The following is a 23,274-nucleotide window of genomic DNA, read 5'->3' on the forward strand; positions in this document are numbered from 1 at the left end:
GTCGGCGCCTGGGGGCCGTAGCCGGGCTGCGGGGCGGGCGCGGGGGCGGCGGGGGCCGGGGGGGCGGGGGCGCCGAACGCCGGGGGCGCCGCGGCCTGGGCGGGGGCGCCGAAGGCCGGCGCGGCCTGCTGGGGGGCGGCGGGCGGCTGGGCCGCGGGCTGCTCCTCCTCCAGGACCTCTCCGCCGAAGTTCCGCAGCAGCGCTTCCAGGCCGCCGTCGAAGCCCTGGCCGACGGCGGCGAACCGCCACACGTCCTTCAGGTAGAAGTCGCCGAGCATGACCGCGCGCTCGGTGGAGAACTCGGCGCCCGTGAAGGCGTAGCGGGCGACCTCCTCGCCACCGGCGACGATCCGGATCCAGCCGGGTCCGACCTGCGACATCTGGCCGTTGCCGTCGATGGTGGCGGTGAAGGACAGCTTGTGGATCTGCGGGGGGATCCGGTCGAGGGTGACGCGGAAGGACTCGGTGTCGCCGGACTGCGCCCCGAGCAGCTGGATGGACTCCTCGGGCGACTTCGGCTGGTTGAAGAAGACGAAGTAGCGGTCGTCCGAGAGGCGCTCGTCGGCGTCGAGTCCGAAGCAGCTGATGTCGAAGGTGAGCCCGGGCGCCGCGATCTGCACGCCCACGTACAGATCGGTGCCCGCGGTCAGATCACTGATCTTGGCCTTGTGGCCGCGTTGGAATTCCCTGGCCATGCGTAACGACCGTCCCCCATCCCGATGGCGAATGACTCGCGTCAGGCTATCCGCTGAGAACGACATTGAGACAGGGCGGGTCGGTTCCGGTACGGAATCGGGAAACACGGCCTCAGGCCGTGCGTTCCCCGTCCGGGGGGTGCGGGAGGCGGGTGGCGGCTGCCACTCCTTCGAGGTAGCCGCGGGCCCGCTCGGTCCTCGGGTACGCCTCCAGGAGCCGCCAGAAGCCGGGGCCGTGGCCCGGGACCAGGAGATGGGCCAGCTCGTGCAGGAGGACGTAGTCGACGACGTACTCGGGCATCGGCTGGAGGCGGTGGGAGAGCCGGATGGAGCCCTCGGCTGGGGTGCAGGAGCCCCAGCGGCTGTTCTGGTTGGTGACCCAGCGAACCGAGTCGGGCCGGGCCCTGCCGCCGAGGTACCGGTCGGAGAGGCGGCCGGCGCGCTCGGCCAGCTCGGCGTCGCCGCGGGTGGCGCGGCGCTCCTTGTCCTTCTCCTTCGCGGCGAGCTTCTCCAGCATCACCCCGACCCAGCGGCGCTCCTCGGCCTCCGACATCCGGGCCGGGATGAGGACGATGGTGCGGTCCCCCTCGCGGTAGGCGGAGACGGAACGGGTGCGGCGGGCGCTCCTGCGGATCTCGACTGGCACGCCCTCGACGGTACCCGGGCGGCGCGAGGAATCCCCGTCGCACGACCCACCCCTTCATATGACCTGTACGACTTTCGGGCGGGCCTGTGGACAACTCTCGGCGCGGTGCCGCGCCGACGGGCAGTCTGGGTCCGGGAGAGAAACGCGGAGGAGGACGGGGGCGGGACATGCATCCGATGGTGAAGCCGGCGCTGCGCCGGGCCTGGCGGAGTCTGACGTGCGCGCAGTACGGGGTGACGCCGGCGCACGCGGTGGTGCTGGACCGGGTGGACACGGCGACGGGCCGGCTCCTCGGGCTGATGGACGGGACGCGCGGGACGGCGCTGCTGCGGCGGGAGGCGGCGGAGCTGGGGCTGCCGGAGGGACGGCTCGACGCCCTGCTGGGGCGGCTCGCCGCGGCGGGGCTGCTCGTGGAGGCCGGGGCGGGCCGGCCGGGGCGGTCGGGTCCCGCGGCCGGGGCGGTGGACGCGGCGCTGGATCCGCTGCGGGCGGATCTGGCCGCGCTGTCGGTGGTGTGCCCGGAGCCGGACCGGGCGCTGCGGACGCTGGCGGCCCGGCGGGAGCGGCGGGTGCGGGTGCGGGGCGCCGGGCGGGTGGGCGCGACGGTGGCGGCGCTGCTCGCGGCGGCGGGCGTCGGCGGGGTGGAGGGGGTGGACGGCGGGCGGGTGGAGCCGTGGGAGACGGCGCCGGGCGGGCTGCCGGCGGAGGCGGTCGGCGAGCGCCGGGTGGCGGCGGCGCGGCGGCTGGTGGCGCGCTGGGCGCGTGGCCCGGTGGCCGCGCGGCGGGCGGACCGGCGCACGGCGGGGCCTGCGGACGGGAGCGGCGGGGACGGCCGGGTGCCGGTGTCGCTGGTGGTGGTGACGCCCCGGGACGGGCTGGGGGTGCTGGTGCCGGATCCGGTGGCGGCGGAGCCGTGGATGGCGGCCGGGGTGCCGCATCTGTACGCGGGGGTGCTGGAGGCGACGGGGGTGGTGGGGCCGCTGGTGCTGCCGGGCGGGACGGCGTGCGCCCGGTGTCTCCAGGAGGAGGCGACGGACCGGGACCCGGCGTGGCCGCGGCTGCTCGCGCAGTGGCGCTCGGGGGCGCCGCATCCCCTGCCGGCCTGTGACGTGGCGCTGGCGACGGCGGTGGCGGGCCTCGCCGCGGGGCACGCGCTGGCCTTCCTGGACGGGGAGCTGCCGGCGAGCACCGGGGTCCGCTGGGAGGCGGCGGCGCCGTCGCTGGGATGGCGGTCCGAGCGGCTGGTGCCGCATGCGGCCTGTCCCTGCGGGGCCGCACGGGGCAGGGTGGGGGTGGCCGTCTCAACAGCCGGGGAGACCCGGTCCACAATGGCGGGGCGCAGCCCTGCGCGGCACGGCAGTCTGGGAATTGGAGGGGCGCATGTCTGATCTTCCCCGGAAGGCGGTCACCAGGACCGCCAAGTTGGCCGCGTTGCCGCTGGGCATCGCGGGCCGCGCGACCTGGGGCCTGGGCAAGCGGATCGGCGGGAAGTCCGCCGAGTTCGTGGCCCGGGAGCTCCAGGAGCGCACGGCGGAGCAGCTGTTCAAGGTGCTCGGCGAGCTCAAGGGCGGGGCCATGAAGTTCGGTCAGGCGCTGTCGGTCTTCGAGTCGGCGTTGCCGGAGGAGATCGGCGGCCCCTACCGGGCGGCGCTGACGAAGCTTCAGGAGGCCGCGCCGCCGATGCCGGTGCGGACGGTGCACGGGGTCCTGGAGGAGCGGCTCGGGGCGGAATGGCGGGAGCTGTTCCTGGAGTTCGAGGACAAGCCGTCGGCGGCCGCGTCGATCGGGCAGGTGCACCGGGCGGTGTGGCACGACGGGCGCGAGGTCGCGGTGAAGGTGCAGTACCCGGGTGCCGGGGAGGCGCTGCTGTCGGACCTGGCGCAGTTGAGCCGGTTCGCCCGGCTGCTCGGGCCGCTGGTGCCGGGGGTCGAGGTGAAGCCGCTGATCGCGGAGTTGCGCGAGCGGGTGACGGAGGAGCTGGACTACGCCCTGGAGGCGCGGTCCCAGCGGGAGCACGCCGAGGTCTTCGCGGACGATCCGGACGTGGTGGTCCCGGCGGTGGTGCACCAGGCGGACCAGGTGCTCGTGACGGAGTGGATGGACGGCGTCCCGCTGTCGGAGGTGATCGCCGAGGGCGGCCAGGAGCAGCGGGACCGGGCCGGTCAGCTGCTGGCCCGGTTCCTGTTCTCGGGTCCGGCGCGGACCGGGCTGCTGCACGCCGACCCGCATCCGGGGAACTTCCGGCTGCTGCCGCCGGACGGCGAGGAGGGGGCGGACGATCCTTCCCGGTGGCGGCTCGGGGTGCTGGACTTCGGCACGGTGGACCGGCTGCCGGGCGGGCTTCCGGAGATGATCGGGACCTGTCTGCGGATGACCCTGGCCGGTGAGGCGGAGCCGGTGTACGCGCTGCTGCGGGAGGAGGGCTTCGTGAAGGAGTCGGTGGCGCTCGACCCGGACGAGGTCCTGGAGTACCTGCTGCCGATCATCGAGCCGGCGGGGGCGGAGTCCTTCGTCTTCACCCGGGGCTGGATGCGGACGCAGGCGGCCCGGATCGCCGATCCCCGGTCCCCGGCGCACCAGCTGGGGCGGCAGCTGAACCTGCCGCCGTCGTACCTGCTGATCCACCGGGTGACGCTGTCCACGATCGGGGTGCTCTGCCAGCTGAACGCGACGGTCCGGCTGCGCGACGAGCTGTCCGCCTGGCTGCCCGGTTTCGACCCGGCGGCCTGAGGCGCCGGGTCACCACCAGGAGGAGTCCAGGCGGCCCTCGATGGCCCGGATGTTGGCGCGGGCGCACTCCTCGCAGAAGTACTGGCGGCGGCCGTTCTCGACGGAGCAGGTCCAGGTGATCGGGAGGGTGTCGGCGGTCCTGCCGCAGCGTGCGCAGACCACGGGCTCCTCCGCGGCGCGGGGCTCGTTCATCCTCGTGACGATAGCCCGGCGGGGCGGCCTCCGCGGGGCAACGCACCGCGGGGGCCGGTCCGTTCGGACCGGCCCCCGCGGGGACGCCTGGTGGGGCGCTCAGTGCATGACGGCCATGGCCAGCGCGCGGCGGGCGCGCAGCGAGACGCGCTCGGCGCGGCGCTGCATGCGCCGGGCGGCGATCAGGCGCACGGCCTGACGTTCCGCCTCGGCCTCACGCTGTCGCTCGTGCATATGGGCACGGGCCAGGGCTTCTGGGATGAGTTGCATGTCTCGGGTCCTGTTCTGACGCAGCGCGGGGGCGCCGGCGGGGGAGAAGTCGGGGGTAGCGGAGCGGATGGGCTCGAAGGCGGACGTGGTCATCGGGGCCTGCTTCTGGGGATCGTGCGTGAGGGGATGGTCGATCGTTCCGGTTCGCCTGGGGGCCTTGTGGGGTGCCTCCCAGGTGAGGGCGGTCATGCCGCGACCGGGTTCTTGCGCGGGCGGCCACGGGGCCGCTTGCGGGCGACGACCACGCCCTGGACGAAGAGCTCGCCGCCCCAGACACCCCAGGGCTCACGGCGCTCCTTGGCGCCGGCGAGGCAGGCCGCGACCAGCGGGCAGGTCTTGCAGAGGGACTTGGCGTACTCGACGTCGGCCGGGGACTCGGCGAAGAAGACCTCCGGGTCGTAGGCCCGGCAGGGAACCGGGACGCCGAGGTTCTCGATGGCGTCGTCGAGCGCGGTGAGCGATGTCAGGGGGGTCAAGGCGTGGTCCTCCGTGAGGCCGGACGGGGGGATCGTTTCGGAAGGCGGTACGGACGGGGCGTGCGCTTCGAGTTGCACGGGTGTCTTTCCTCGTCTGGTCGTTCCGGCCGGTGGGCCGGGTCTTCGGCTGGTACCGGGTTTCTTGTCCCGAGGCCCCTTCGTTCCGCCGTCCCCGTTCGGGGACAAACAGAAGGGCCGCGGATCCCGGGTGGGGTTCCGCGGCCCTGAAGGCGCCGGCCTGATCAGGTCAGGCTGGATCACTCCAGGGTTCGAGCCCACGGAAGGCCCACATCGTGTGGTGCTGCGTCGTCTGCTGCTTGCCGGCACCGGCTGCCGCGAAGCCATAGGCCGTGAATCCGGCCTTACCCTCTTCAGCCACCCGTGCCTTGGTCGGTCGCTCGGTGCGCTCGATGACGGCCATGCCGCGACCGGACAGACCGGTGACGGGCAGACCGCTGCCAAGGAGCTCAACGGCGGAGAAGCCGAGCGAGCAGGCGGAGACGACCGAGCGATCGGTCATTTTGGCGGTGCTGACGACGGTGTTGCTGTTGATGTTGCTGATCACTGGAATCGCCTCCTCTCGGCGTCTCGGAGAGCTCGGGTGCGAGCCGGGCTCTCGATGTTCATTTGGACAAGTACAGCACGAGACAGGGCTTCTTAAGAAGCCGCTGTTGCGTGGTTAAGAACCTATGGGGCTTGACGGGGCGGGCGCAAACTATTTTTCCCACGAGTTTCGATCAGTCCTCCCCTGCGCCCCTTACACCCTCTTCACCTGGGTCTTCACCTGCGCAGATGGCGAGGACGTCGGCTCCGAAGCGGTCCAGCTTGCGGGCGCCGACCCCGGCGATCATGGCCAGCTCGCCGCCGGAGGAGGGGACCCGCTCGGCGATCGCCATGAGCGTCTTCTCGGTGAAGACGCAATAGGCGGGCTGGCCGAGCGCCCGGGCCCGCTCCTCCCGCCACGCCCACAGCCGCTCGTACAGGCCCTCGTCCATGTCCGAGGGGCAGTCCTCGCAGCGGAGCAGTTTCATCGCGCCGGCCTCGGTGAGGGTGGTGCCGCAGACCCGGCAGCGGACCGGGCCGCGCGGGCGGCGCCGGACGGTCTCGCCGGACGGGCCCGGGCCGCCCCGCTCGATGCCGCCGCCGGTGCCGCCGTGACCGGCGGCCCGGCTGCCGGAGCCGGGGCGGAGCCCCTTGAGGAAGCGGCTGGGGACGCGGCCGGGGCGGCCGCCCGGGGAGCGGGAGAGCGCCCAGGAGAGGGTGAGGTGGACGCGGGCGCGGGTGACGCCCACGTAGAGCAGCCGGCGCTCCTCCTCGACCTGCTCGTCCGTCTTGGCGTAGGTGATCGGCATCATGCCGTCGGTGAGGCCGACCAGGAAGACGGCGTCCCACTCCAGGCCCTTGGCGGCGTGCAGGGAGGCGAGGGTGACGCCCTGGACGGTGGGGGCGTGCTGGGCCGCGGTCCGCTCGTCCAGCTCGGCGATCAGGTCGGCGAGGGTGGCGCCGGGGCGGGCGGCGGCGAAGTCGTCGGCGAGCCGGGCGAGCGCGGCGAGCGACTCCCAGCGGTCCCGGACGGCACCGGAGCCGGCCGGCGGCCGGCTGCTCCAGCCGTGGCCGGAAAGCACCGCCCGCGTCTGGGCCGGCAGGTCCTCGGCTCCGTCGAGGAGCGAGTCGTTCGCGCCGAAACGGGCCGCGCCGCGCAGGGCGGCGATCGCCTCCCGTACCTCCTGGCGCTCGAAGTAACGCTCGGCGCCGCGCAGCTGGTAGGGGACGCCGGCGTCGGCGAGGGCCTGCTCGTAGACCTCCGACTGGGCGTTGATCCGGTAGAGGACGGCGATCTCGCCGGCCGGGACGCCGGCGGCGATCAGGTCGCGGACCCGGCGGGCGGTGCCCTCGGCCTCGGCGGGCTCGTCGCCGTACTCGGTGTAGACCGGCTCGGGTCCGCGCTCGCGCTGCGAGACCAGCTCCAGGCGGTGGTCCGCGGCCCGGCCGCTCGCCTGGTCGAGCAGGCCGTTGGCGAGGTGCACGACCTGCGGGGTGGAGCGGTAGTCGCGGACCAGCTTGACCACGGTCGCGTGCGGGTGGCGGGTGCGGAAGTCCAGCAGGTGGTCGGGGGTGGCGCCGGTGAAGGAGTAGATCGTCTGGCTGGCGTCGCCGACCACGCAGAGGCTGTCCCGCTCCCCCAGCCACTCCTCGAGGAGGCGCTGCTGGAGCGGGGAGACGTCCTGGTACTCGTCGACGACGAAGTGCTGGTACTGGCGGCGGATCTGCTCGGCGATGTCGGGCCGGTCCTGGAGGATGCCGACCGTGAGCAGCAGCACGTCCTCGAAGTCGATCACCGAGCGCTCGCCCTTGAGCTGCTCGTACATCGCGTAGAGCTGGCCGATCTCGGCCGGGTCCCGGGGGGCGTCCCGGCGGGCGCGGGCGACCGCGGCCGGGTAGTCGGCGGGCACGGTCTGGGTAACCTTGGCCCATTCGATCTCCGAGGTGACGTCCCGCAGCTCGTTCCGGTCGAGCCGGACCCGGCAGCGGGCCGCGGCCTCGGCGACCAGCTGGGCCTTGCGCTCCACGAGCCGGGGCAGCGGGCCACCGATCGCTTTCGGCCAGAAGAACTGGAGCTGCCGGAGCGCCGCCGAGTGGAAGGTGCGGGCCTGCACCCCACCGGCGCCGAGCTGGCGGAGCCGGCCGCGCATCTCGCCCGCGGCGCGGTTGGTGAAGGTGACGGCGAGCACGCTCGCGGGCGGCAGCACACCCGTCCGCACCCCGTAGGCGATCCGGTGGGTGATCGCCCGGGTCTTGCCCGTGCCGGCGCCGGCGAGGACGCAGACCGGGCCGCGCAGGGCCAGGGCGACCTCGCGCTGCTCCGGGTCGAGCCCGTCGAGCACCGCGTCGGCCGTCTCCGGGACCGCCGGGAAGAGAGGGGAGTGCGTTGCTGCTGTCACTCCGCCATGCTGCCAGGTCGGGCGGGGTCGGTGCGGCGCGTCGTCCACAGGCCGCGGACCGTGGTCGTACCGTCACATGATCGTCCCGATCCGGTGGTCCGGCCCGGTCGTCCCGGACCGGGGGAAGAGCGGCGCAGCTCACCCGGCGTGCGGGAATGGGTGGCCGGATGGCGTACGTTCTCCCTTCGGCACGACCCCCGACCGATGAGGAGCGCCTGGCCATGCAGGGCACTGTGACGATGTACAGCACCGAGTGGTGCGGCTACTGCCGCCGGCTGAAGAGCCAGATGGACCGCGAGGGCATCGCGTACGACGAGATCAACATCGAGCAGGACCCCGCGTCGGCCGCCTTCGTGGAGCAGGCCAACGGCGGCAACCAGACCGTCCCCACGGTCCTGGTCGTCTCCCCCGCCGGCACCGAGTCGGTCATGACCAACCCGAGCCTGGCCCAGGTCAAGCAGGCCCTCGCCGTCTGAGGTCCGCTCCGCGAGCCCGTCCGGGGTGAGGGAAAGGCCCCCGCTCTCCTTGGGAGCGGGGGCCTTCGCGTGTTCTCGGACGGGTCCCAGGGCCTGTCTGACAATGCGCGTCGGATCAGGCCGGGTCGTCAGGTGCGTGCGATCGGCGTGCGGCAGGGGCGCCCTCGTAGCGGAGCTACTTGGGCGTTTCTGCCGTGCGGCGAGCATCTCCTCGCCGTCCACCTCGATCTCCGGGGAGGTGGCCCGCGCGAAGAAGCCGAGCATCAGGCTGGACGGGAACGGCCACGGCTGGCTGGCCACGTACGAGACCTCGCCGACGGTGACGCCGGCCTCCTCGAAGACCTCCCGGACCACCGCCTGCTCGATGGACTCGCCGGGCTCGACGAAGCCGGCCAGCGTCGAGAAGCGGCCCTCCGGCCAGTGCACCTGGCGGCCGAGCAGCGCCCGGTCCTGGTCGTCGGTGACCAGCATGATCACCGCCGGGTCGGTGCGCGGGTAGTGCTCGGCGCCGCAGACCGGGCAGCGGCGGATGTGCCCGGCCGCGGCGATCACCGTGCGCTCGCCGCAGCGTGAGCAGAAGCGGTGGAGGCGCTGCCAGTTCTCCAGGGCGACCGCGTGGGTCATCAGGCCCGCGTCGCGGGGCGACAGGAGGAGGCCCGCCTCGCGCAGGCCGGCCGGGCGCGCCGACTGGTCCATGCGGCCGGGCAGCGAGTCCTTCTGGAGCGCGAAGTAGGAGACCCCGTCGGCGTCGGTGCCGAGGAAGTACCGGTGGGTCTCGGTCATCGGCGCCTCGAACGCCGGGGTCATGACGAGCTCGGTGGTGCCGTCGGGGCGGTCGTCGATCAGCACCTGGCCGCCGGAGACCACGAAGACGCGGGTGCTCGGGTGGCTCCAGGCGGCCGCGAGCCACGCCTCGTCGAGGCGGTGGTGGGCGGCGCGGTCGATCCCGCTCGGGGCGGTGAGCGAGATCGGACGGTCCGCGAACGCGTTGTTCAGGGTGCTCACAGGTGCTTCCAACTCCCCCGGATCGGTGTCAGTGATTGCGGCGTTCGGCCCGGCGCTCAGCACTCGCCGGCCCGCAGGGCGGCCGGCAGGTCGCCCCACAGGTAGGCGGTCGTCTCCACGCCCTTCATGAGGAGGTCGAGCTCGACCTTCTCGTTCGGCGCGTGCCAGCCGTCGGACGGGACCGAGATGCCCAGGAAGAGCACGGGCGCGTCCAGGACGTCCTGGAGGTCGGCGGCCGGTCCCGAGCCGCCCTCGCGCGTGTAGCGGACGGTGGCCCCGTCGAAGGCCCGGCTCATCGCCCCGGCCACCGCCGTGAGGGCCGGGTGGCCGAGCGGGGTGAGGCAGGGGCGGGTCGGGGCGCCGAAGACGATCTCGTACCGGACGCCGGCCGGGACGAGCCCCGCCAGCCACTCCCGCACCAGCGTCTCGATCCGGTACGGGTCCTGGCCGGCGACGAGCCGGAAGGACAGCTTGAGGTGGGCGGAGGCGGGCACGATCGTCTTGCCGCCGGGGCCCTGGTAGCCGCCGCCGATGCCGTTGACCTCGGCGGTCGGGCGGGCCCAGACGCGCTCCAGGGTCGAGTGGCCGGCCTCGCCGAGGGTGCCGTGGGACTTGGCGGTCCGCAGCCACGCGGCCTCGTCGAAGGGCAGCTCGGCGACGAGCCGCCGCTCGGCCTCGGTGAGTTCGCTCACGCCGTCGTAGAAACCGGGGATCGCGACCCGCTCGTCGGCGTCGTGCAGGGCGGCGACGATCCGGCCGGCGACGGTGGCCGGGTTGGGCACGGCGCCGCCGAAGGAACCGGAGTGGATGTCCTGGTCGGGGCCGTACAGGTCGATCTCGCAGTCGGCGACCCCGCGCATGCCGGTGCAGACGGTGGGGGTGGTCTCGGACCACATGCCGGTGTCGGAGACGATCACCGCGTCGGCGGCGAGCCGGTCCGCGTGCGCCTCGACGAGCGCGCGGAAGTGCGGCGAGCCGGACTCCTCCTCGCCCTCCACCAGCAGCTTGAGGTGGACGGCGGGCGCCGTGCGTCCGGTGGCGGCGAGGTGGGCGCGGACCCCGAGGGTGTGGAAGAACACCTGGCCCTTGTCGTCGGCCGCCCCGCGCGCGTACATCCGCCCGTCGACGACGGTCGGCTCGAAGGGGTCGGTGTGCCAGCCGTCCTCGCGGGCCGCCGGCTGCACGTCGTGGTGGCCGTAGACCAGCACCGTCGGCGCGTCCGGGTCCTCGGAGGGCCACTCGGCGAAGACCGCCGGGGCGCCCTCGGTCTCCCAGATCTCGACCGTGGTGAAACCGGTGTCCTTCAGGGCGCCGGCGAGCCAGTCGGCGCTGCGCCGCACGTCCCCGGCCCGCTCGGGCTGCGCCGACACGGACGGGATGCGCAGCCAGTCGGCGAGGTCGCCGAGGAAGGCGGCGCGGTGCTGCTCGATGTACGCGCGTACGGGCTGGACGACGCTGTCCGGGGTCTCGCTCATGGTCCCGAGCCTATCCGGCGCCGGAGGGTGCCCCGCCCAGCAGGATCGCCTCCAGCTCCGCCCGGCCCGGCAGCCTCGCCGGGCGGGCCACCTCGCCGGTCCGCACGTAGACGAAGGCGGCGGCGACGTCCTCGGGGTCGAGGCCGTGCTGCTCGGCCCAGGCGAGCCGGTACAGCGCGAGCTGGAGGGGGTCGGCGGTGCGGTGGTGGCTGGTCTTCCAGTCGACGATCTCGTACGCGCCGGAGTCCGGGTCCCGGTAGACGGCGTCGATCCGGCCCCGGACCACCCGGCCCGCGAGCGTGAGGTGGACGGGGACCTCCACCCGGTACGGGGTGCGGCGGGCGTACGGCGTGCGGGCGAACGCCTCCTTGAGGGCCTCCAGGTCGCGCTCGTCGACGATCTCCGGCTCGCCCGCGAAGTCCTCGCCGCCGGGGAGCTCGTCCGGGCCGAGGAACGGCAGCGGGAGCTCGTCGAAGCGGGACTCCACCCATGCGTGGAAGCGGGTGCCGCGGCGGGCCGCGGGCTGCGGGGGCTTCGGCATCGGGCGGGCCAGCTCCCGCGCGAAGCCGTCCGGGTCCTCGGCGAGGCGGATCACCTGGGAGGCGGAGAGGTAGGCGGGGAGGAGGACGTCCCGGGTGGTGGCGCGGGAGCGGTGCAGCTCCGCCGTGAGGGCGGCGAGGTCCCTGTCCCAGGAGGCGATGGTGCGGGCCTCTTCGGGGGTGAGCGTTTCCCGGGGGTGCGGCACCGTGCCGGGGGCCTCTTGCGGGTCGTCCGGGAGCCAGAGGTCCTCGGGGTGCGGGTCCGAGGAGTCGGGCGCCGCGCCGGGGGCGTTGTGGCCCCCCGTTCCGCCCTGCGGAACGATGGCCCACAACGCGGTGCGGACGTGCTCCGCGGCCTCCCTTCGGCGCTTCAGCGCCTCCTCGTCCAGGGGAAGCGGCCAGGGGAGGTCCTGGGTCGACTCTGCCAGGAGGGGGTTCTCCGCCTCCTTCTCCGGGGCTTCCGCCCATGCCTCGATGTCGCCGTGGCCCTTCGCGCAGTGGTCGTACAGCGCCGCCATGAAGTCCGAGGGGCCCCTCGGCTTCTTCTGGGTCGGGCCCCACCAGTGGGCGGAGGCGAGGAGGAGGGTGCGGGGGCGGGTGAAGGTGACGTAGCCGAGGCGGAGTTCCTCGGTGTGCTGGTGGTCCGTCATCGCCGCCTTGAAGGACTTCATCGCGGCGGCGGTCCAGGCGTCGAGGTCCGGGAGGGTGGCGGCGTCGCCGCGCAGGGCGTGCGGGAGGACCTGGGGCTGGGAGGTCCAGGACTCGCGCGCGCGGGCGGAGGGGAACTGGCCGGCGACCAGGCCGGGGACGGCGACGACGTCCCACTCCAGGCCCTTCGACTTGTGGGCGGTGAGGACCTTGACGGTGTTCTCGCCGCCCGGGAGGGCGTGGTCGAGGCCTTTCTCGAACTGGACGGCGGTGCGCAGGAAGCCGAGGAAGGCGAGGAGGCTCGCCTCGCCGTCGAGGGAGGCGAAGCCGGCGGCGACGTCCAGGAAGTTGCCGAGGGTCTCGCGGCGGCGGGCGGCGAGGGCGTGCGGGGACGCCGACAGTTCGACCTCCAGGCCGGTGACGGTGAGGACCCGGTGGAGGACGTCCATCAGGGGGTCGGCGAGGGAGGCGCGCAGCGAGCGGAGCTCGGCGGCGAGGCGGGCGAAGCGGACCCGGGCCTCGGCGGAGAAGGGCAGGCCGTCGTCGGGGTGGCCGGCGGAGTCGAGGAAGGTGTCGAGGGCGTCGGCGAGGGAGATCACCTCGGCGGGGTCGACGCCCTCGACGGCTGCGGCGAGCCGCTGCCCGGGGTCGGCGTCGGTGTCGCCGCGGTGCACGAGGAGGCGGGCGCGGCGGCCGAGGAGGGCGAGGTCGCGGGGGCCGATGCGCCAGCGGGGGCCGGTGAGGAGCCGGACCAGGTCGGCGTTGGCCCCCGGGTCCTGGAGGACTTCGCAGACGGCCACGAGGTCGGCGACCTCGGGGAGGTGGAGCAGGCCGGAGAGGCCGACGACCTCGACGGGGACGCCACGGGCGACGAGGGCGGCCTGGATGGCGGGGAAGTCGCCGGCGGTGCGGCAGAGGACGGCCATGGAGCCGGGTTCGCGGCCGGTGCGGACGAGGTGGGCGAGGGAGTCGGCGAGCCAGTCGATCTCCTCGGTGTGGGTGGGGAGGAGGGCGATCCGGACGGTGCCGTCGGCCTCGGCGCCCGGCGCGGGGCGCAGCGCCTCCACGCCCGCGTGCATGGCGCGCAGGGGGGTGGCGAGGCCGTTGGCGAGGTCGAGGAGGCGGCCGCCGCTGCGCCGGTTCTCGGAGAGGGAGTGGCGGCTCGCGGGGGTGCCGTCGGCGTGCGGGAAGTGGGCGGGGAAGTCGTCGAGGTTGGCGACGGAGGCGCCGCGCCAGCCGTAGATGGCCTGGCAGGGGTCGCCGACGGCGGTGACGGGATGGCCGGTGCCCTGGCCGAAGAGGCCGGAGAGCAGGAGCCGCTGGGCGACGGAGGTGTCCTGGTACTCGTCGAGGAGGACGACGCGGTACTCGTCGCGGAGGATCGCGCCGACCTCGGGGCGGGTGGTGGCGAGCCGCGCGGAGAGGGCGATCTGGTCGCCGAAGTCGAGGAGGTCGCGGGAGCGCTTGGCGGCGCGGTAGCGGCTGACGAGCGCGGTGAGCTCGCGGCGGGCGGTGGCCGTCTCGGGGAGCTTGCGCAGGTCGTCGTTGGTGAGCTTGGCGTCGGCGAGGGCGGTGAGCAGCTCGGCGTCGTACGCGAGGAGGTCGGCGGGGTCGACGAGGTGCTCGGCCAGTTCGGCGTCGAGCGCGAGCAGGTTCTCGACGAGGGTCGGGAAGGACTTGGTGAGCGCCGGGTACGGGCCGGGGGCCTCGCGGAGCACGCGCGCGGCGAGCTGGAAGCGGGTGGCGTCGGCGAGGAGCCGGGAGGTCGGTTCGAGGCCGATGCGCAGGCCGTGGTCGGTGAGGAGCTGCCCGGCGAAGGCGTGGTACGTGGAGATGCGGGGCTCGCCCGGGGGGCTCTCGGGATCGACCGGGTCGGGGTCGGTGACGCCGGCGCGGACGAGGGCGGTGCGGACGCGCTCGGCGAGTTCGCCGGCGGCCTTGTTGGTGAAGGTGAGGCCGAGGACCTGTTCGGGGGCGACCTGTCCGGTGCCGACCAGCCACACCACCCGGGCCGCCATCACCGTGGTCTTGCCGGAGCCGGCTCCGGCCACGATGACCTGCGGGGCGGGCGGCGCGGTGATGCAGGCCGTCTGCTCCGGGGTGAAGGGGATGCCGAGGAGCTCCTTGAGCTGCTCGGGGTCGGTGAGGTGCGCGGTCACCCTGAAGAGGCTAACCGGGCGGTCGGACATTCCCGTCCCGCACGCTTTTCACCTGCGCGTTCCTGGCCGGGGGCGGCCTGGCGTCCGGATCCCCGGCGGGGTCAGGCGGGGGTGCCGGGGTCGAGGCGGGAGAGGTCGACGGTCTCGTCGGCGGGCGGGGCGGTGACCTTCACCGGGCGGTCGAAGTCGGAGAGGGTCATCTTGCCGGGTTCGTCGCCGCCGGTCCTGACGACCTGGCGGATGTACGGCTTGCCCTCCTGCGCGACGGAGACGGTGGTGGTCTCGTCGCCGTCCTTCTTGACCAGGGTCGCCACGGGGGTGTCGTCGACCTCGCGGTCGGGGCCGCGGGTGAGGCCCCGGCGGTCCTCCGGGTCCTGGCCGAGGCCGTCGAGGAGGGAGTCGAGGTCGCAGACCTCGCTGAGGTCGCCGCTGCCGGCCTGGCCGGGGGCGATCTTGAGCCAGCGGCCCTTGACGAGCTCGATGATCGGGGCGATCTGGTTCGCGGGCACGCCCTGGGAGGTCATCGAGATCCGCCAGAACTCCTCGTCACCCTTCATATAGGTGATGTCGTCGAGCCGGCGGAGTTCGGCGGAGCCGTCGTCGACGCCGATCCGGCCCTGGCAGGAGCCCTGGTCGTCGACGGAGAAGTCGACGTCGAGCCGCTGTCCCTCGGTGACGACCTCGCCGGTCATGCGCAGGGAGTCGGCGGAGCGGGTGGCGGCAACGCCCCGGTCGGCGATCTGGGCGGGGGTGAGTCCGTCGAAGGGGTCCGGGGACGGGCCCGCGGCGGCCGGGGCGGGGCCGGGCGACGCCGTCGCCGCCCAGGCCGCCGCCGGGGCGGGGCCCGCGACGGCGACGGCCGCGCAGACGACGGCCGCGGCGCGGAGCTTCCGGTGGCTGGACTGGGACCTCATACGAGCCTCCTCGCCCCCCCGGACCCTTTCACCAGGGTCGCCCCACGCGCGCGTGGCCGCTACTCAGCGCACGGGTCAGCTGCCGGCGCCGGCCTTCATGAGCTGCTCCATGTCGACGACCTGGTCGGCCGGCGGGGCGGTGACGGTGACCGGCTTGTCGTAGTCGGCGAGGGTGACCGTGCCCGGCTCGTCGCCGCCGGTGGTGACGACGCGGAGGATGTACGGCTTGGCGGAGTCCTTGGCCACGTAGAGGGTGGAGGTCTCGCCCTTCGAGTCGGCCTTGCCCTTGAGGACGACGGCCGGGGTGCCGTCGACGTCGGCGTCGGCCTCACGGGTCATGCCCTTGCGGGGGGTGTCCTCGTCCATGTCCTTGGTGATGGACTTGAGGTCGCAGAAGGCGCCGGGGCCCTCCTCGCCGGCCGGCATCTTCATCCAGCGGCCCTTGAGCAGCGTGGAGATGGCGCCGGCCTCCTCGTCGGAGGAGCCCTCCTCGCCGCTGGAGGACTTCCAGAAGGCGTCGTCGCCCTTCATGTAGCTGGTGCCGCCGGTGCCGACGATCTCGGCCTTGCCGCCCTTGCCGCTCTCCATGGAGCCCTTGCAGTTGCCCTTGTCGTCGACGGCGAAGTCGACCTTCATCGCCACGCCCTCGTCGGTGCCGTTGCCGTTCATGCGGAAGGCGGTGGCGGACTTGGTGGCCTCGACGGCCTTGTCGGCGATCGCGTCGGCGGAGAGGCCCGCGAAGGGGTCGGCGGGCTTGTCGTCGCCCTTGCCACAGCCCGAGACACCGGCGACGACGGCCAGACAGATCGTCGCGGTGGCCCAGAGCTTCCGGTTGGCCCTCATGCGCGTACTCCTCAGCGTGTTCGATGCGCTTCGACGTGTTCGAAAGCGAATATTCACAGGTTTCCCTCACGCGGACCTTATGCGGTGCCGCGCAAGCAGTGACAATCCGGGGTGGACAAAGGATGCGCAACCGGGAACGTGACTCGCGTCACTTCCCGGCGTGACGGCTCAGTCGACGACCTGTCGGCCCTCGGGCCTGGCGCTGCACGCGGCGCGGAAGGAGCAGGTCGCGCAGTGTCCGCCGGGCGTCGGGCTGAAGCGTTCGTCGAGGACCCGGCCGGCGGCGGTGGCGAGCAGGTCGCCGATCCACTCGCCCTCCGGCGGCTGCTGGGCCTGCACCTTGGGCAGCGCGTCGCCGCCCTCCTTCTTGGGCGCGGCCTGGCGCAGCTGGACGAGTTCGGCGCCGCCGGGCTCGGGTCGGCGCCCGCCGAAGACCTCGTCGAGGGCTCCCTCGCGGACGGCGAGCTGGTAGACGGCGAGCTGCGGGTGGTGGGCGACCTCGTCCCGGGTGGGGGCGGACTTGCCGGTCTTGAAGTCGACGACGTACGCGCGGCCCTCCTCGTCGGTCTCGACCCGGTCCATGGAGCCGCGGATGCGGACCTGGTACTCCCCCGCCTCCAGGGTGACGTCGAAGCCGTGCTCGGAGGCGGCCGGGGTGCGGCCGCCGCGGTCCATGACGTGCCAGCTCAGGAAGCGTTCCAGGGCCACGCGCGCGTGCCCCTTCTCCTGCTCGGACTTCCAGGGGGCGTCGAAGGCGAGCGCGTCCCACACGGTGTCGAGGCGGGCCATCAGGACGTCGAGGTCGGCGGGGGTGCGGCCGGAGGCGACCTCGTCGGCCAGGACGTGGACGACGTTGCCGAAGCCCTGCGCGGCGGAGGCGGGTTCGGCGGCCTTGACCTCGCGGCCCAGGAACCACTGGAGGGAGCAGGTGGCGGCCAGGTTCTCCAGGGCGCTCGGGGAGAGCGCCACGGGCCGGTCCCGGTCGCGGAGCGGCACGGCGGAGCGGGTGGGCTCGTGCAGGCCCCACCAGCGGTCCGGGTGGGCGGCGGGGACCATCGGCTGCCCGTCCTCGTCGGTGAGGGCGGCCAGTTCGGCGAGCCGGCGGGCGGCGGCGTCCCGGAGCGCGGGCGAGGCGTCCGGGTCGACGGTGGTGGCGCGCAGTTCGGCGACGAGCGCGGAGACGGCGAGCGGGCGGCGGGGCCGGCCCGGCACCTCCTTCGGTTCGGTGCCGAGTTCGGCGAGGAAGCGGGAGGGCTGGTCGCCGTCCTCGGCGGGGGCCTTCACGGCGGTGACGACGAGCCGGTCGCGGGCGCGGGTGGCGGCCACGTAGAACAGGCGGCGCTCCTCGGCGAGGAGGGCGCCGGGGGTGAGCGGTTCGGCGAGTCCGTCGCGGCCGATGCGGTCGGCTTCGAGGAGGGAGCCGCGGCGGCGCAGGTCCGGCCACAGGCCCTCCTGGACGCCGGCGACGACGACGAGGCTCCACTCCAGGCCCTTGGAGCGGTGCGCGGTCATCAGCCGGACGGCGTCCGGGCGGGTGTGCCGGCGGGTGAGGGTGTCGGCGGCGATGTCCTGGGCGTCGACCTCTTCGAGGAAGTTGAGCACGCCGCGGCCGCCGAGCCGTTCCTCGGCGCGGGCGGCGGTCTCGAAGAGGGCGCAGACGGCGTCGAGGTCCCGGTCGGCGTTGCGGCCGGCGGGGCCGCCGCGGAGGGCGGCGCGCTCCAGGCGGGCGGGCCAGGGGGTGCCGTTCCACAGCACCCACAGGGCCTCCTCGGCGGTGCCGCCGGCGGCGAGCAGCGCGCGGGCCTCCTGCAGGAGCCGGCCGAGGCGGAGCGCGCCGCGGGCGTAGGCGGGGTCGTGCGCGGCGAGGCGCTCGGGCTCGGCGAGGGCGCGGGCGAGCAGGACGTCGGAGGGCGGCGGGACCTTGTCGCCCGCGGCGCGCGCCTCGTCGCGGAGGGCGCGGCCGAGACGGCGGAGGTCGGCGGGGTCGATGCCGGCGAGGGGGGAGGCGAGGAGCTCCAGGGCGGTCTGGACGTCCAGCCAGGACGGCTCGTCGGGGGCGGGCGTCTCGTCGCGGACGGGCGTCTCGTCCGGTGCGGGCGCGGTCTGCGAGGGCTCGGTCTGTGCGGGCGCGCTGTGTGCGGGCTCGGTCTGTGCGGGCGTGCTGTGTGCGGACTCGGTCTGTGCGGACTCGGTCTGTGCGGACTCGGTCCGTGCGGACTCGGTCCGTGCGGACTCGGCGGGTGCGGGTTCGGGCGCCGGTGCGGCGCCGTGGGCGGTGGCGGCCACCGCTCTCAGGGCCAGGAGGAGGGGCGCGACTGCCGGTTCGTGGCGGAGGGGGGTGTCGGCGGCGTCCGTCTCTACGGGGACGCCGGCCGAGGTGAGGGCTCGGCGGAGGGCGGGGAGGACGGCGGCGGCCCGGGTGAGGACGGCCATGGCGTGCCAGGGGACGCCGTCCTCCAGGTGGGCGCGGCGCAGCAGGTCGGCGATGTTCTCGGCCTCGGCGGAGGCGGTGGGGTAGGTGTACGCCTCGGCCCGGCCCCCGTCCCGTACCGGCGACAGCTCGCGGTGGGCGCGGACCGCGGCGGCGGGCAGGCGGCTCAGCGGCATCCTCTGGGTGAGCTGCCGGGTGGCCGCGAGGAGGTCGGCGCCGGCGCGGCGGGAGGTGCCGAGGACCCGGACGGGGGCACCGCCGAAGGCCGCGGGGAAGTCGAGGATGCCGTTCACGTCGGCGCCGCGGAAGGCGTAGATCGACTGGTCGGGGTCGCCGAAGGCGACGACCGTGTTCCGGCCGCCGCCGGTGAGGGCGGTCAGGAGCCGGACCTGGGCGGGGTCGGTGTCCTGGTACTCGTCCACGTAGACGGCGTCGTACGCGGGGAGGGTGACGCGTTCGGCGAGGAGGACGGCCCGGTGCACCAGCTCGGTGTAGTCGAGGACGCCCTGGAGGTCGAGGACGTCGAGGTACTCGGCGAGGAAGCCGGCGGCGGCCTTCCAGTCGGGGCGGCCGACGCGTTCGGCGAAGCGGCGGAGCGCGTCGGGGCCGAGGCCCAGCTCGCGGGAGCGGGCGAGGACGGCGCGGACCTCGTCGGCGAAGCCGCGGGTGGTGAGGCAGGCGCGGAGTTCGTCGGGCCAGCGGACACCGCCGAGCCCGGTCCGTTCGAGGTCGATCTGGCCGGCGAGGAGTTCGCGGACGGCGAGGTCCTGCTCGGGGCCGGAGAGCAGCCGGAGCGGTTCGGCGAAGAGCTCGGCGTCCTGGTGGGCCCGGATGAGGGCGTAACAGTACGAGTGGAAGGTGGTGGCCTGCGGCGGGCGCCGGCCGCCGAGCCGGGTGGCCATCCGGTCGCGGAGTTCGACGGCGGCCTTGCGGCTGAAGGTGAGGACGAGGATCCGCTCGGGGTCGGTGCCGCGTTCCATGCGGGCGGCGACCGCCTCGACCAGCGTGGTCGTCTTGCCGGTGCCGGGTCCGGCGAGGACGAGGAGCGGTCCCCGGTCGTGCTCAACCACCGCCCGCTGCGCTGCGTCCAGCTGAGGGGGATCCACCGGGGCCGGGGCCGTGCGCACCAGCCGGTACGCGCCGGGGGTCCGCGGCCGGCCCGCACCCGGGTACGGCTGTCCCCGGTGCGGCGGCGTCGGCCGGGTGGTGGAGGAGGAGCTCACGTGGTTGGCCGGTCCTGGTCGGTGGTGATGTGGTGCGGGCGGTGCCGGTGACGACGGAGGTACGGGACGGCGTACGGCGCCGGGCACGCGTACGCGCGCGTGCCGGGTCCCGTACACCTGTCCGCACCACTCCCCGATCCGCCGAATCCGTCGGATCCGTCGAAGCCGTCGGACTCGCCGGACCGGTCGGATCCACGGAAGCCGGCGGACCGGTCGCCGCGGGCGGCGTGCCCGTCGACGTTACGCGAAAGCGGGCGGTCGCGGGCCCCGGTCTCCAGGACCGGACGGCCGGGGTCCCCGGCGCCACCAGGGCTGCACGCGCGGGTGTGAGATCCCGCACGCGCGCGTGGCGCCGTCCCCCGCGCCGCCCCCGGCGCGGGTCATTCCGGATCGGTGCCGTCCCACCGGGCCCGGCGCATGTCGATCCTCGGCACGTGGTCCTCGGCGGCCGGGCCGCGCTCGCGCAGCGGGGTGCCCTCGTCGCGGTAGTGGCCGAGGGCCCGCAGCTCGTGCCCGGGGAGCAGGGTGCCGTCCGCGCGGACGACCCGCCACCACGGGGCGGAGCCGCCGTAGAGGGCCATCACGCGGCCCACCTGGCGGGGGCCGCCCTCGCCGAGCCATTCGGCGACGTCGCCGTAGGTCATCACCCGCCCCGGCGGAATGCGGTCGGCGACGTCGAGCACGGCCTCCGCGTACGGGGGCAGCTCGCCCGCCGGTCCGGAGCCGTCCGCTCCGCTCGCTCCGGTTCGTCCCACGGGTCCCTCCAGCCTCATCCGCCCCATCCTGCCTCACCCCACCGACATGGCCCTGATGCCTCCGCGGGGCGGCTCTTCGTGCCACCATCGTCCGGGCGGTGACTGGTGATACGAGATCAACAGCGGCAGACGCAGGCAGAACCGACGGATGTACACGCAGAGACGGACATGGTGATGGGTCAGGACACACAGCCTCCCGGTGAGGCTCGGCCCGACATGCCCGAGCGGGTCTCCGGCGACGAGCCGCTGCTCGCCGCCCGTGTCCACCGGCCCTCCGACCTGATGCGTCTGCTGGCCGGGGTGCTGGCCATCGCCGTCGTCCTCGCCATCGCCGCGTTCGCCCACGGCACCACCTCCGGCCTGGAGCAGGACATCAACAAGGGCGCGGTCGGCGCCCCCGACGTCTTCGTCAAGATCGCCGGGCTGGTGTCGTCGATCGCGATCCTGGTCCTGCCGGTGGCCTTCGCCATCGAGCGGCTGGTGAAACGGGACGGGCTGCGGATCGCCGACGGCGTGCTCGCCGCGGTGCTCGCGCACGGCGTCACGCTGGCGACCGACCTGTGGGTGGCGAAGGCCGCGCCGGACACCATCCAGGACGCGCTGACCCAGGCGGCGAGCGGCGGCGGGCTGACCGACCCGGTGCACAACTACCTCGCGCCGGTGATCGCGTACATGACGGCCGTCGGCATGGCCCGCAGACCGCGCTGGCGCTTCTCGCTCTGGGCGGTGCTGCTGCTCGACGCCTTCACCTTGCTGGTGGCCGGCTACACCACCGCCTTCTCGATCATCCTCACCGTGCTGATCGGCTGGACCGTGGCGTACGGCACGCTGTACGCGGTCGGCTCCCCGAACGTGCGGCCGACCGGCCAGACCCTCCTCGCCGGCCTGCGCCGGGTCGGCTTCCGGCCGGTGACGGCGCTGCGCGCGGAGGAGGTGCCGGAGACGGCGGAGAGCGGTGACCGGGGCCGCCGGTACATCGTGACCCTGGAGGAGGGGGCGCCGCTGGACGTCACCGTCGTCGACCGGGAGCAGCAGGCGCACGGCTTCTTCTACCGGCTGTGGCGGCGGATCACCCTGCGGACGGTGACCACCCGCCGGTCGATCGTGCCGCTCCGGCAGGCGCTGGAGCAGGAGGCGCTGCTGGCGTACGCGGCGATCGCGGCGGGGGCGAACGCGCCGAAGCTGATCGCCACCTCGGAGCTGGGCCCGGACGCGGTGATGCTCGTGTACGAGCACATCGGCGGGCGGAGCCTGGACTCGCTGGACGACGACGAGATCACCGACGAGCTGGTGCGGAGCGCCTGGCGGCAGGTGAGGGCGCTCCAGTCGCGCCGGATCGCGCACCGCAGGCTGTCGGGCGACGCGATCCTGGTGGATCGTTCCGGCAGGGTGTTCCTGACGGATCTGCGCGGCGGCGAGATCGCGGCCGGCGATCTGGTGCTGCGGATGGACATCGCCCAGTTCCTGACCACCCTGGGCCTGCGGGTCGGGGCGGAGCGGGCGGTGGCGTCGGCGGTGGAGGTGCTGGGTCCGGACGCGGTGGCGGACTGTCTGCCGCTGCTGCAGCCGATCGCGCTGAGCCGGTCGACCCGCGCCACCCTGCGGAGGCTGGCACGGGAGCGCTCGCAGCGGGAGCGGGAGGCGGTCCTGGCGGCCTCCGAGGCGGCGAAGAGGGAGCGGGAGCGCGCCAAGGCGGCCGCGCACGCGGGCCTTCCGGTGCCCGGCACCGACCCCAAGGCCGAGAAGGCCGAGAAGAAGGCGGAGAAGAAGGCGGAGAAGCGGGCGCTCGACGAGGCCCTGGACGAGGCCCGTGAGGAGGACCTGCTCGCGCAGATCCGCCGGCAGGTGCTGCTGATCCGGCCGCAGGCGCCGGTGGAGCCGGTCCGGCTGGAGCGGATCAAGCCGCGGACGCTGATCTCGATGATCGCGGGCGCGGTCGCCGCGTACTTCCTGCTCTCGCAGATCGCCCGGACGCCGCTGTCCACGATCAGCGAGGCGGACTGGCGGTGGGTGGCGGCGGCGGTGCTGTTCTCCGCGCTCAGCTATGTGGCGGCGGCGATGAGCCTGCTCGGCTTCGTGCCGGAGCGGGTCGGCTTCTGGCGGACGGTGGTGGCGCAGGTCGCCGGCTCGTTCGTGAAGATCGTCGCCCCGGCGGCGGTCGGCGGTGTCGCCCTCAACACCCGCTTCCTCCAGCGCGCGGGCGTGCGCCCGGGGCTCGCGGTGGCGAGCGTCGGCGCCTCGCAGCTCTTCGGGCTCGGGGCGCACATCCTGCTGCTGCTCCTCTTCGGCTATCTGACGGGCACGGAGAAGTCGCCGTCCTTCACCCCGTCGAGGACGGTCATCGCGGGCCTGCTGACGGTCGCGGTGCTCGTGCTGGTGATGACGGCGATCCCGTTCATGCGGAAGTTCGTCTCGACCCGGCTGCGCTCGCTCTTCGCGGGTGTGGTGCCGCGCATGCTGGACGTGCTCCAGCGGCCGATGAAGCTGGTCACGGGCATCGGCGGGATGCTGCTGCTGACCGGCACGTTCGTCCTCTGCCTGGACGCGTCGATCCGCGCCTTCGGGCACGGGAACGCGTCGATCAGCTACGCGAGCGTGGCGGTGGTCTTCCTCGCCGGCAACGCGCTCGGCTCGGCGGCCCCGACGCCCGGCGGCATCGGCGCGGTCGAGGGCGCGCTCACCTTCGGCCTGGTCACGGTCGGCCTGCCGTTCGAGGTCGCCACCCCGGCCGTCCTCCTCTACCGCATGCTGACGCTGTGGCTGCCGGTCCTGCCCGGCTGGATCTGCTTCAACTGGCTGACCAAGCGGGAGGCGCTGTAGCGGAGGGGCGGCCGGCCGCGGACCCGCCGTCGGCC

At 74.3% G+C, this 23,274-nt stretch carries 17 protein-coding genes and 1 pseudogene; 4 read left to right on the forward strand and 14 right to left on the reverse strand.

The annotated features are described in order from the left end of the window. On the reverse strand, positions 1 to 695 hold a 695-nt coding region (locus IF73_RS0131260; protein ID WP_031013880.1), incomplete at its 3' end, for a TerD family protein. Between the two features lie 112 nt (positions 696 to 807). Continuing rightward, entirely contained in the window at positions 808 to 1,341 is a 534-nt protein-coding gene (locus IF73_RS0131265; protein ID WP_051717507.1) for a M48 family metallopeptidase, read from the reverse strand. A gap of 167 nt (positions 1,342 to 1,508) precedes the next feature. On the opposite strand from IF73_RS0131265, the gene IF73_RS0131270 reads away from it, so the two are divergent. Both IF73_RS0131270 and IF73_RS0131275 read left to right on the forward strand, forming a co-directional pair. Continuing rightward, a complete protein-coding gene (locus IF73_RS0131270; protein WP_031013882.1) occupies positions 1,509 to 2,729 on the forward strand; it encodes a ThiF family adenylyltransferase in 1,221 nt (406 codons plus the stop codon). Continuing rightward, the gene (locus IF73_RS0131275; protein WP_031013883.1) at positions 2,722 to 4,071 is read left to right on the forward strand and encodes an ABC1 kinase family protein; all 1,350 of its coding nucleotides are present in this window, start codon (positions 2,722 to 2,724) and stop codon (positions 4,069 to 4,071) included. The genes IF73_RS0131270 and IF73_RS0131275 overlap by 8 nt, the downstream gene beginning before the upstream one ends. Before the next feature lie 9 nt (positions 4,072 to 4,080). Here the strand turns inward: IF73_RS0131275 and IF73_RS0131280 are convergent, their stop codons facing one another. The 5 genes from IF73_RS0131280 to IF73_RS0131300 all read right to left on the reverse strand — a co-directional run bounded on the left by IF73_RS0131280 (position 4,081) and on the right by IF73_RS0131300 (position 7,951). After that, positions 4,081 to 4,263, reverse strand: a complete 183-nt coding sequence (locus IF73_RS0131280; protein ID WP_031013884.1) for a hypothetical protein — start codon at positions 4,261 to 4,263, stop codon at positions 4,081 to 4,083. 99 nt (positions 4,264 to 4,362) lie between these two features. Then, entirely contained in the window at positions 4,363 to 4,722 is a 360-nt protein-coding gene (locus IF73_RS0131285) for a hypothetical protein (RefSeq protein WP_031013885.1), read from the reverse strand. Further along, entirely contained in the window at positions 4,719 to 5,087 is a 369-nt protein-coding gene (locus IF73_RS0131290) for a WhiB family transcriptional regulator (protein WP_031013886.1), read from the reverse strand. The genes IF73_RS0131285 and IF73_RS0131290 overlap by 4 nt, the downstream gene beginning before the upstream one ends. Before the next feature lie 169 nt (positions 5,088 to 5,256). After that, positions 5,257 to 5,571, reverse strand: coding sequence for a hypothetical protein (locus IF73_RS0131295; protein ID WP_031013887.1), 315 nt, complete (start codon positions 5,569 to 5,571; stop codon positions 5,257 to 5,259). Between the two features lie 175 nt (positions 5,572 to 5,746). Then, a complete protein-coding gene (locus IF73_RS0131300) occupies positions 5,747 to 7,951 on the reverse strand; it encodes an ATP-dependent DNA helicase UvrD2 (protein ID WP_037881110.1) in 2,205 nt (734 codons plus the stop codon). A 221-nt stretch (positions 7,952 to 8,172) separates the two neighbouring features. On the opposite strand from IF73_RS0131300, the gene IF73_RS39965 reads away from it, so the two are divergent. After that, positions 8,173 to 8,427, forward strand: coding sequence for a mycoredoxin (locus IF73_RS39965; protein ID WP_037881113.1), 255 nt, complete (start codon positions 8,173 to 8,175; stop codon positions 8,425 to 8,427). 192 nt (positions 8,428 to 8,619) lie between these two features. Here the strand turns inward: IF73_RS39965 and nudC are convergent. The 7 genes and pseudogenes from nudC to IF73_RS0131335 form a co-directional block, all read right to left on the reverse strand. After that, positions 8,620 to 9,432 (reverse strand): annotated as a pseudogene (gene nudC / locus IF73_RS0131305) (NAD(+) diphosphatase); the annotation flags it as partial. Between the two features lie 56 nt (positions 9,433 to 9,488). After that, positions 9,489 to 10,907 carry a dipeptidase gene (locus tag IF73_RS0131310; RefSeq protein WP_031013890.1) on the reverse strand — a complete coding sequence of 473 codons (1,419 nt, stop codon included), beginning with the start codon at positions 10,905 to 10,907 and terminating at the stop codon, positions 9,489 to 9,491. Positions 10,908 to 10,917: 10 nt separating this feature from the next. Next, on the reverse strand, positions 10,918 to 14,253 hold the full coding sequence (locus tag IF73_RS0131315) for an ATP-dependent helicase (RefSeq protein WP_031013891.1): 3,336 nt from the start codon (positions 14,251 to 14,253) through the stop codon (positions 10,918 to 10,920). Positions 14,254 to 14,354: 101 nt separating this feature from the next. Then, positions 14,355 to 15,167 (reverse strand): hypothetical protein, encoded by an 813-nt coding sequence (locus tag IF73_RS0131320; RefSeq protein WP_031013892.1) that lies wholly within the window; start codon positions 15,165 to 15,167, stop codon positions 14,355 to 14,357. Between the two features lie 75 nt (positions 15,168 to 15,242). Beyond that, entirely contained in the window at positions 15,243 to 16,010 is a 768-nt protein-coding gene (locus IF73_RS0131325) for a hypothetical protein (protein ID WP_031013893.1), read from the reverse strand. Positions 16,011 to 16,178: 168 nt separating this feature from the next. Then, positions 16,179 to 19,664: an ATP-dependent DNA helicase gene (locus IF73_RS0131330; RefSeq protein WP_031013894.1), complete on the reverse strand. Its 3,486-nt coding sequence runs from the start codon at positions 19,662 to 19,664 to the stop codon at positions 16,179 to 16,181. A 380-nt stretch (positions 19,665 to 20,044) separates the two neighbouring features. Then, positions 20,045 to 20,437, reverse strand: a complete 393-nt coding sequence (locus tag IF73_RS0131335) for an MGMT family protein (RefSeq protein WP_402309943.1) — start codon at positions 20,435 to 20,437, stop codon at positions 20,045 to 20,047. Between the two features lie 150 nt (positions 20,438 to 20,587). Here IF73_RS0131335 and IF73_RS0131340 point away from each other — a divergent pair, with 150 nt between their 5' ends. After that, the gene (locus tag IF73_RS0131340; protein WP_031013896.1) at positions 20,588 to 23,239 is read left to right on the forward strand and encodes a lysylphosphatidylglycerol synthase domain-containing protein; all 2,652 of its coding nucleotides are present in this window, start codon (positions 20,588 to 20,590) and stop codon (positions 23,237 to 23,239) included. Positions 23,240 to 23,274 lie beyond the last annotated feature (35 nt).

Origin of the sequence: Streptomyces sp. NRRL F-5727 (genome assembly GCF_000719555.1) — a bacterium.
Taxonomy (GTDB): domain Bacteria; phylum Actinomycetota; class Actinomycetes; order Streptomycetales; family Streptomycetaceae; genus Streptomyces.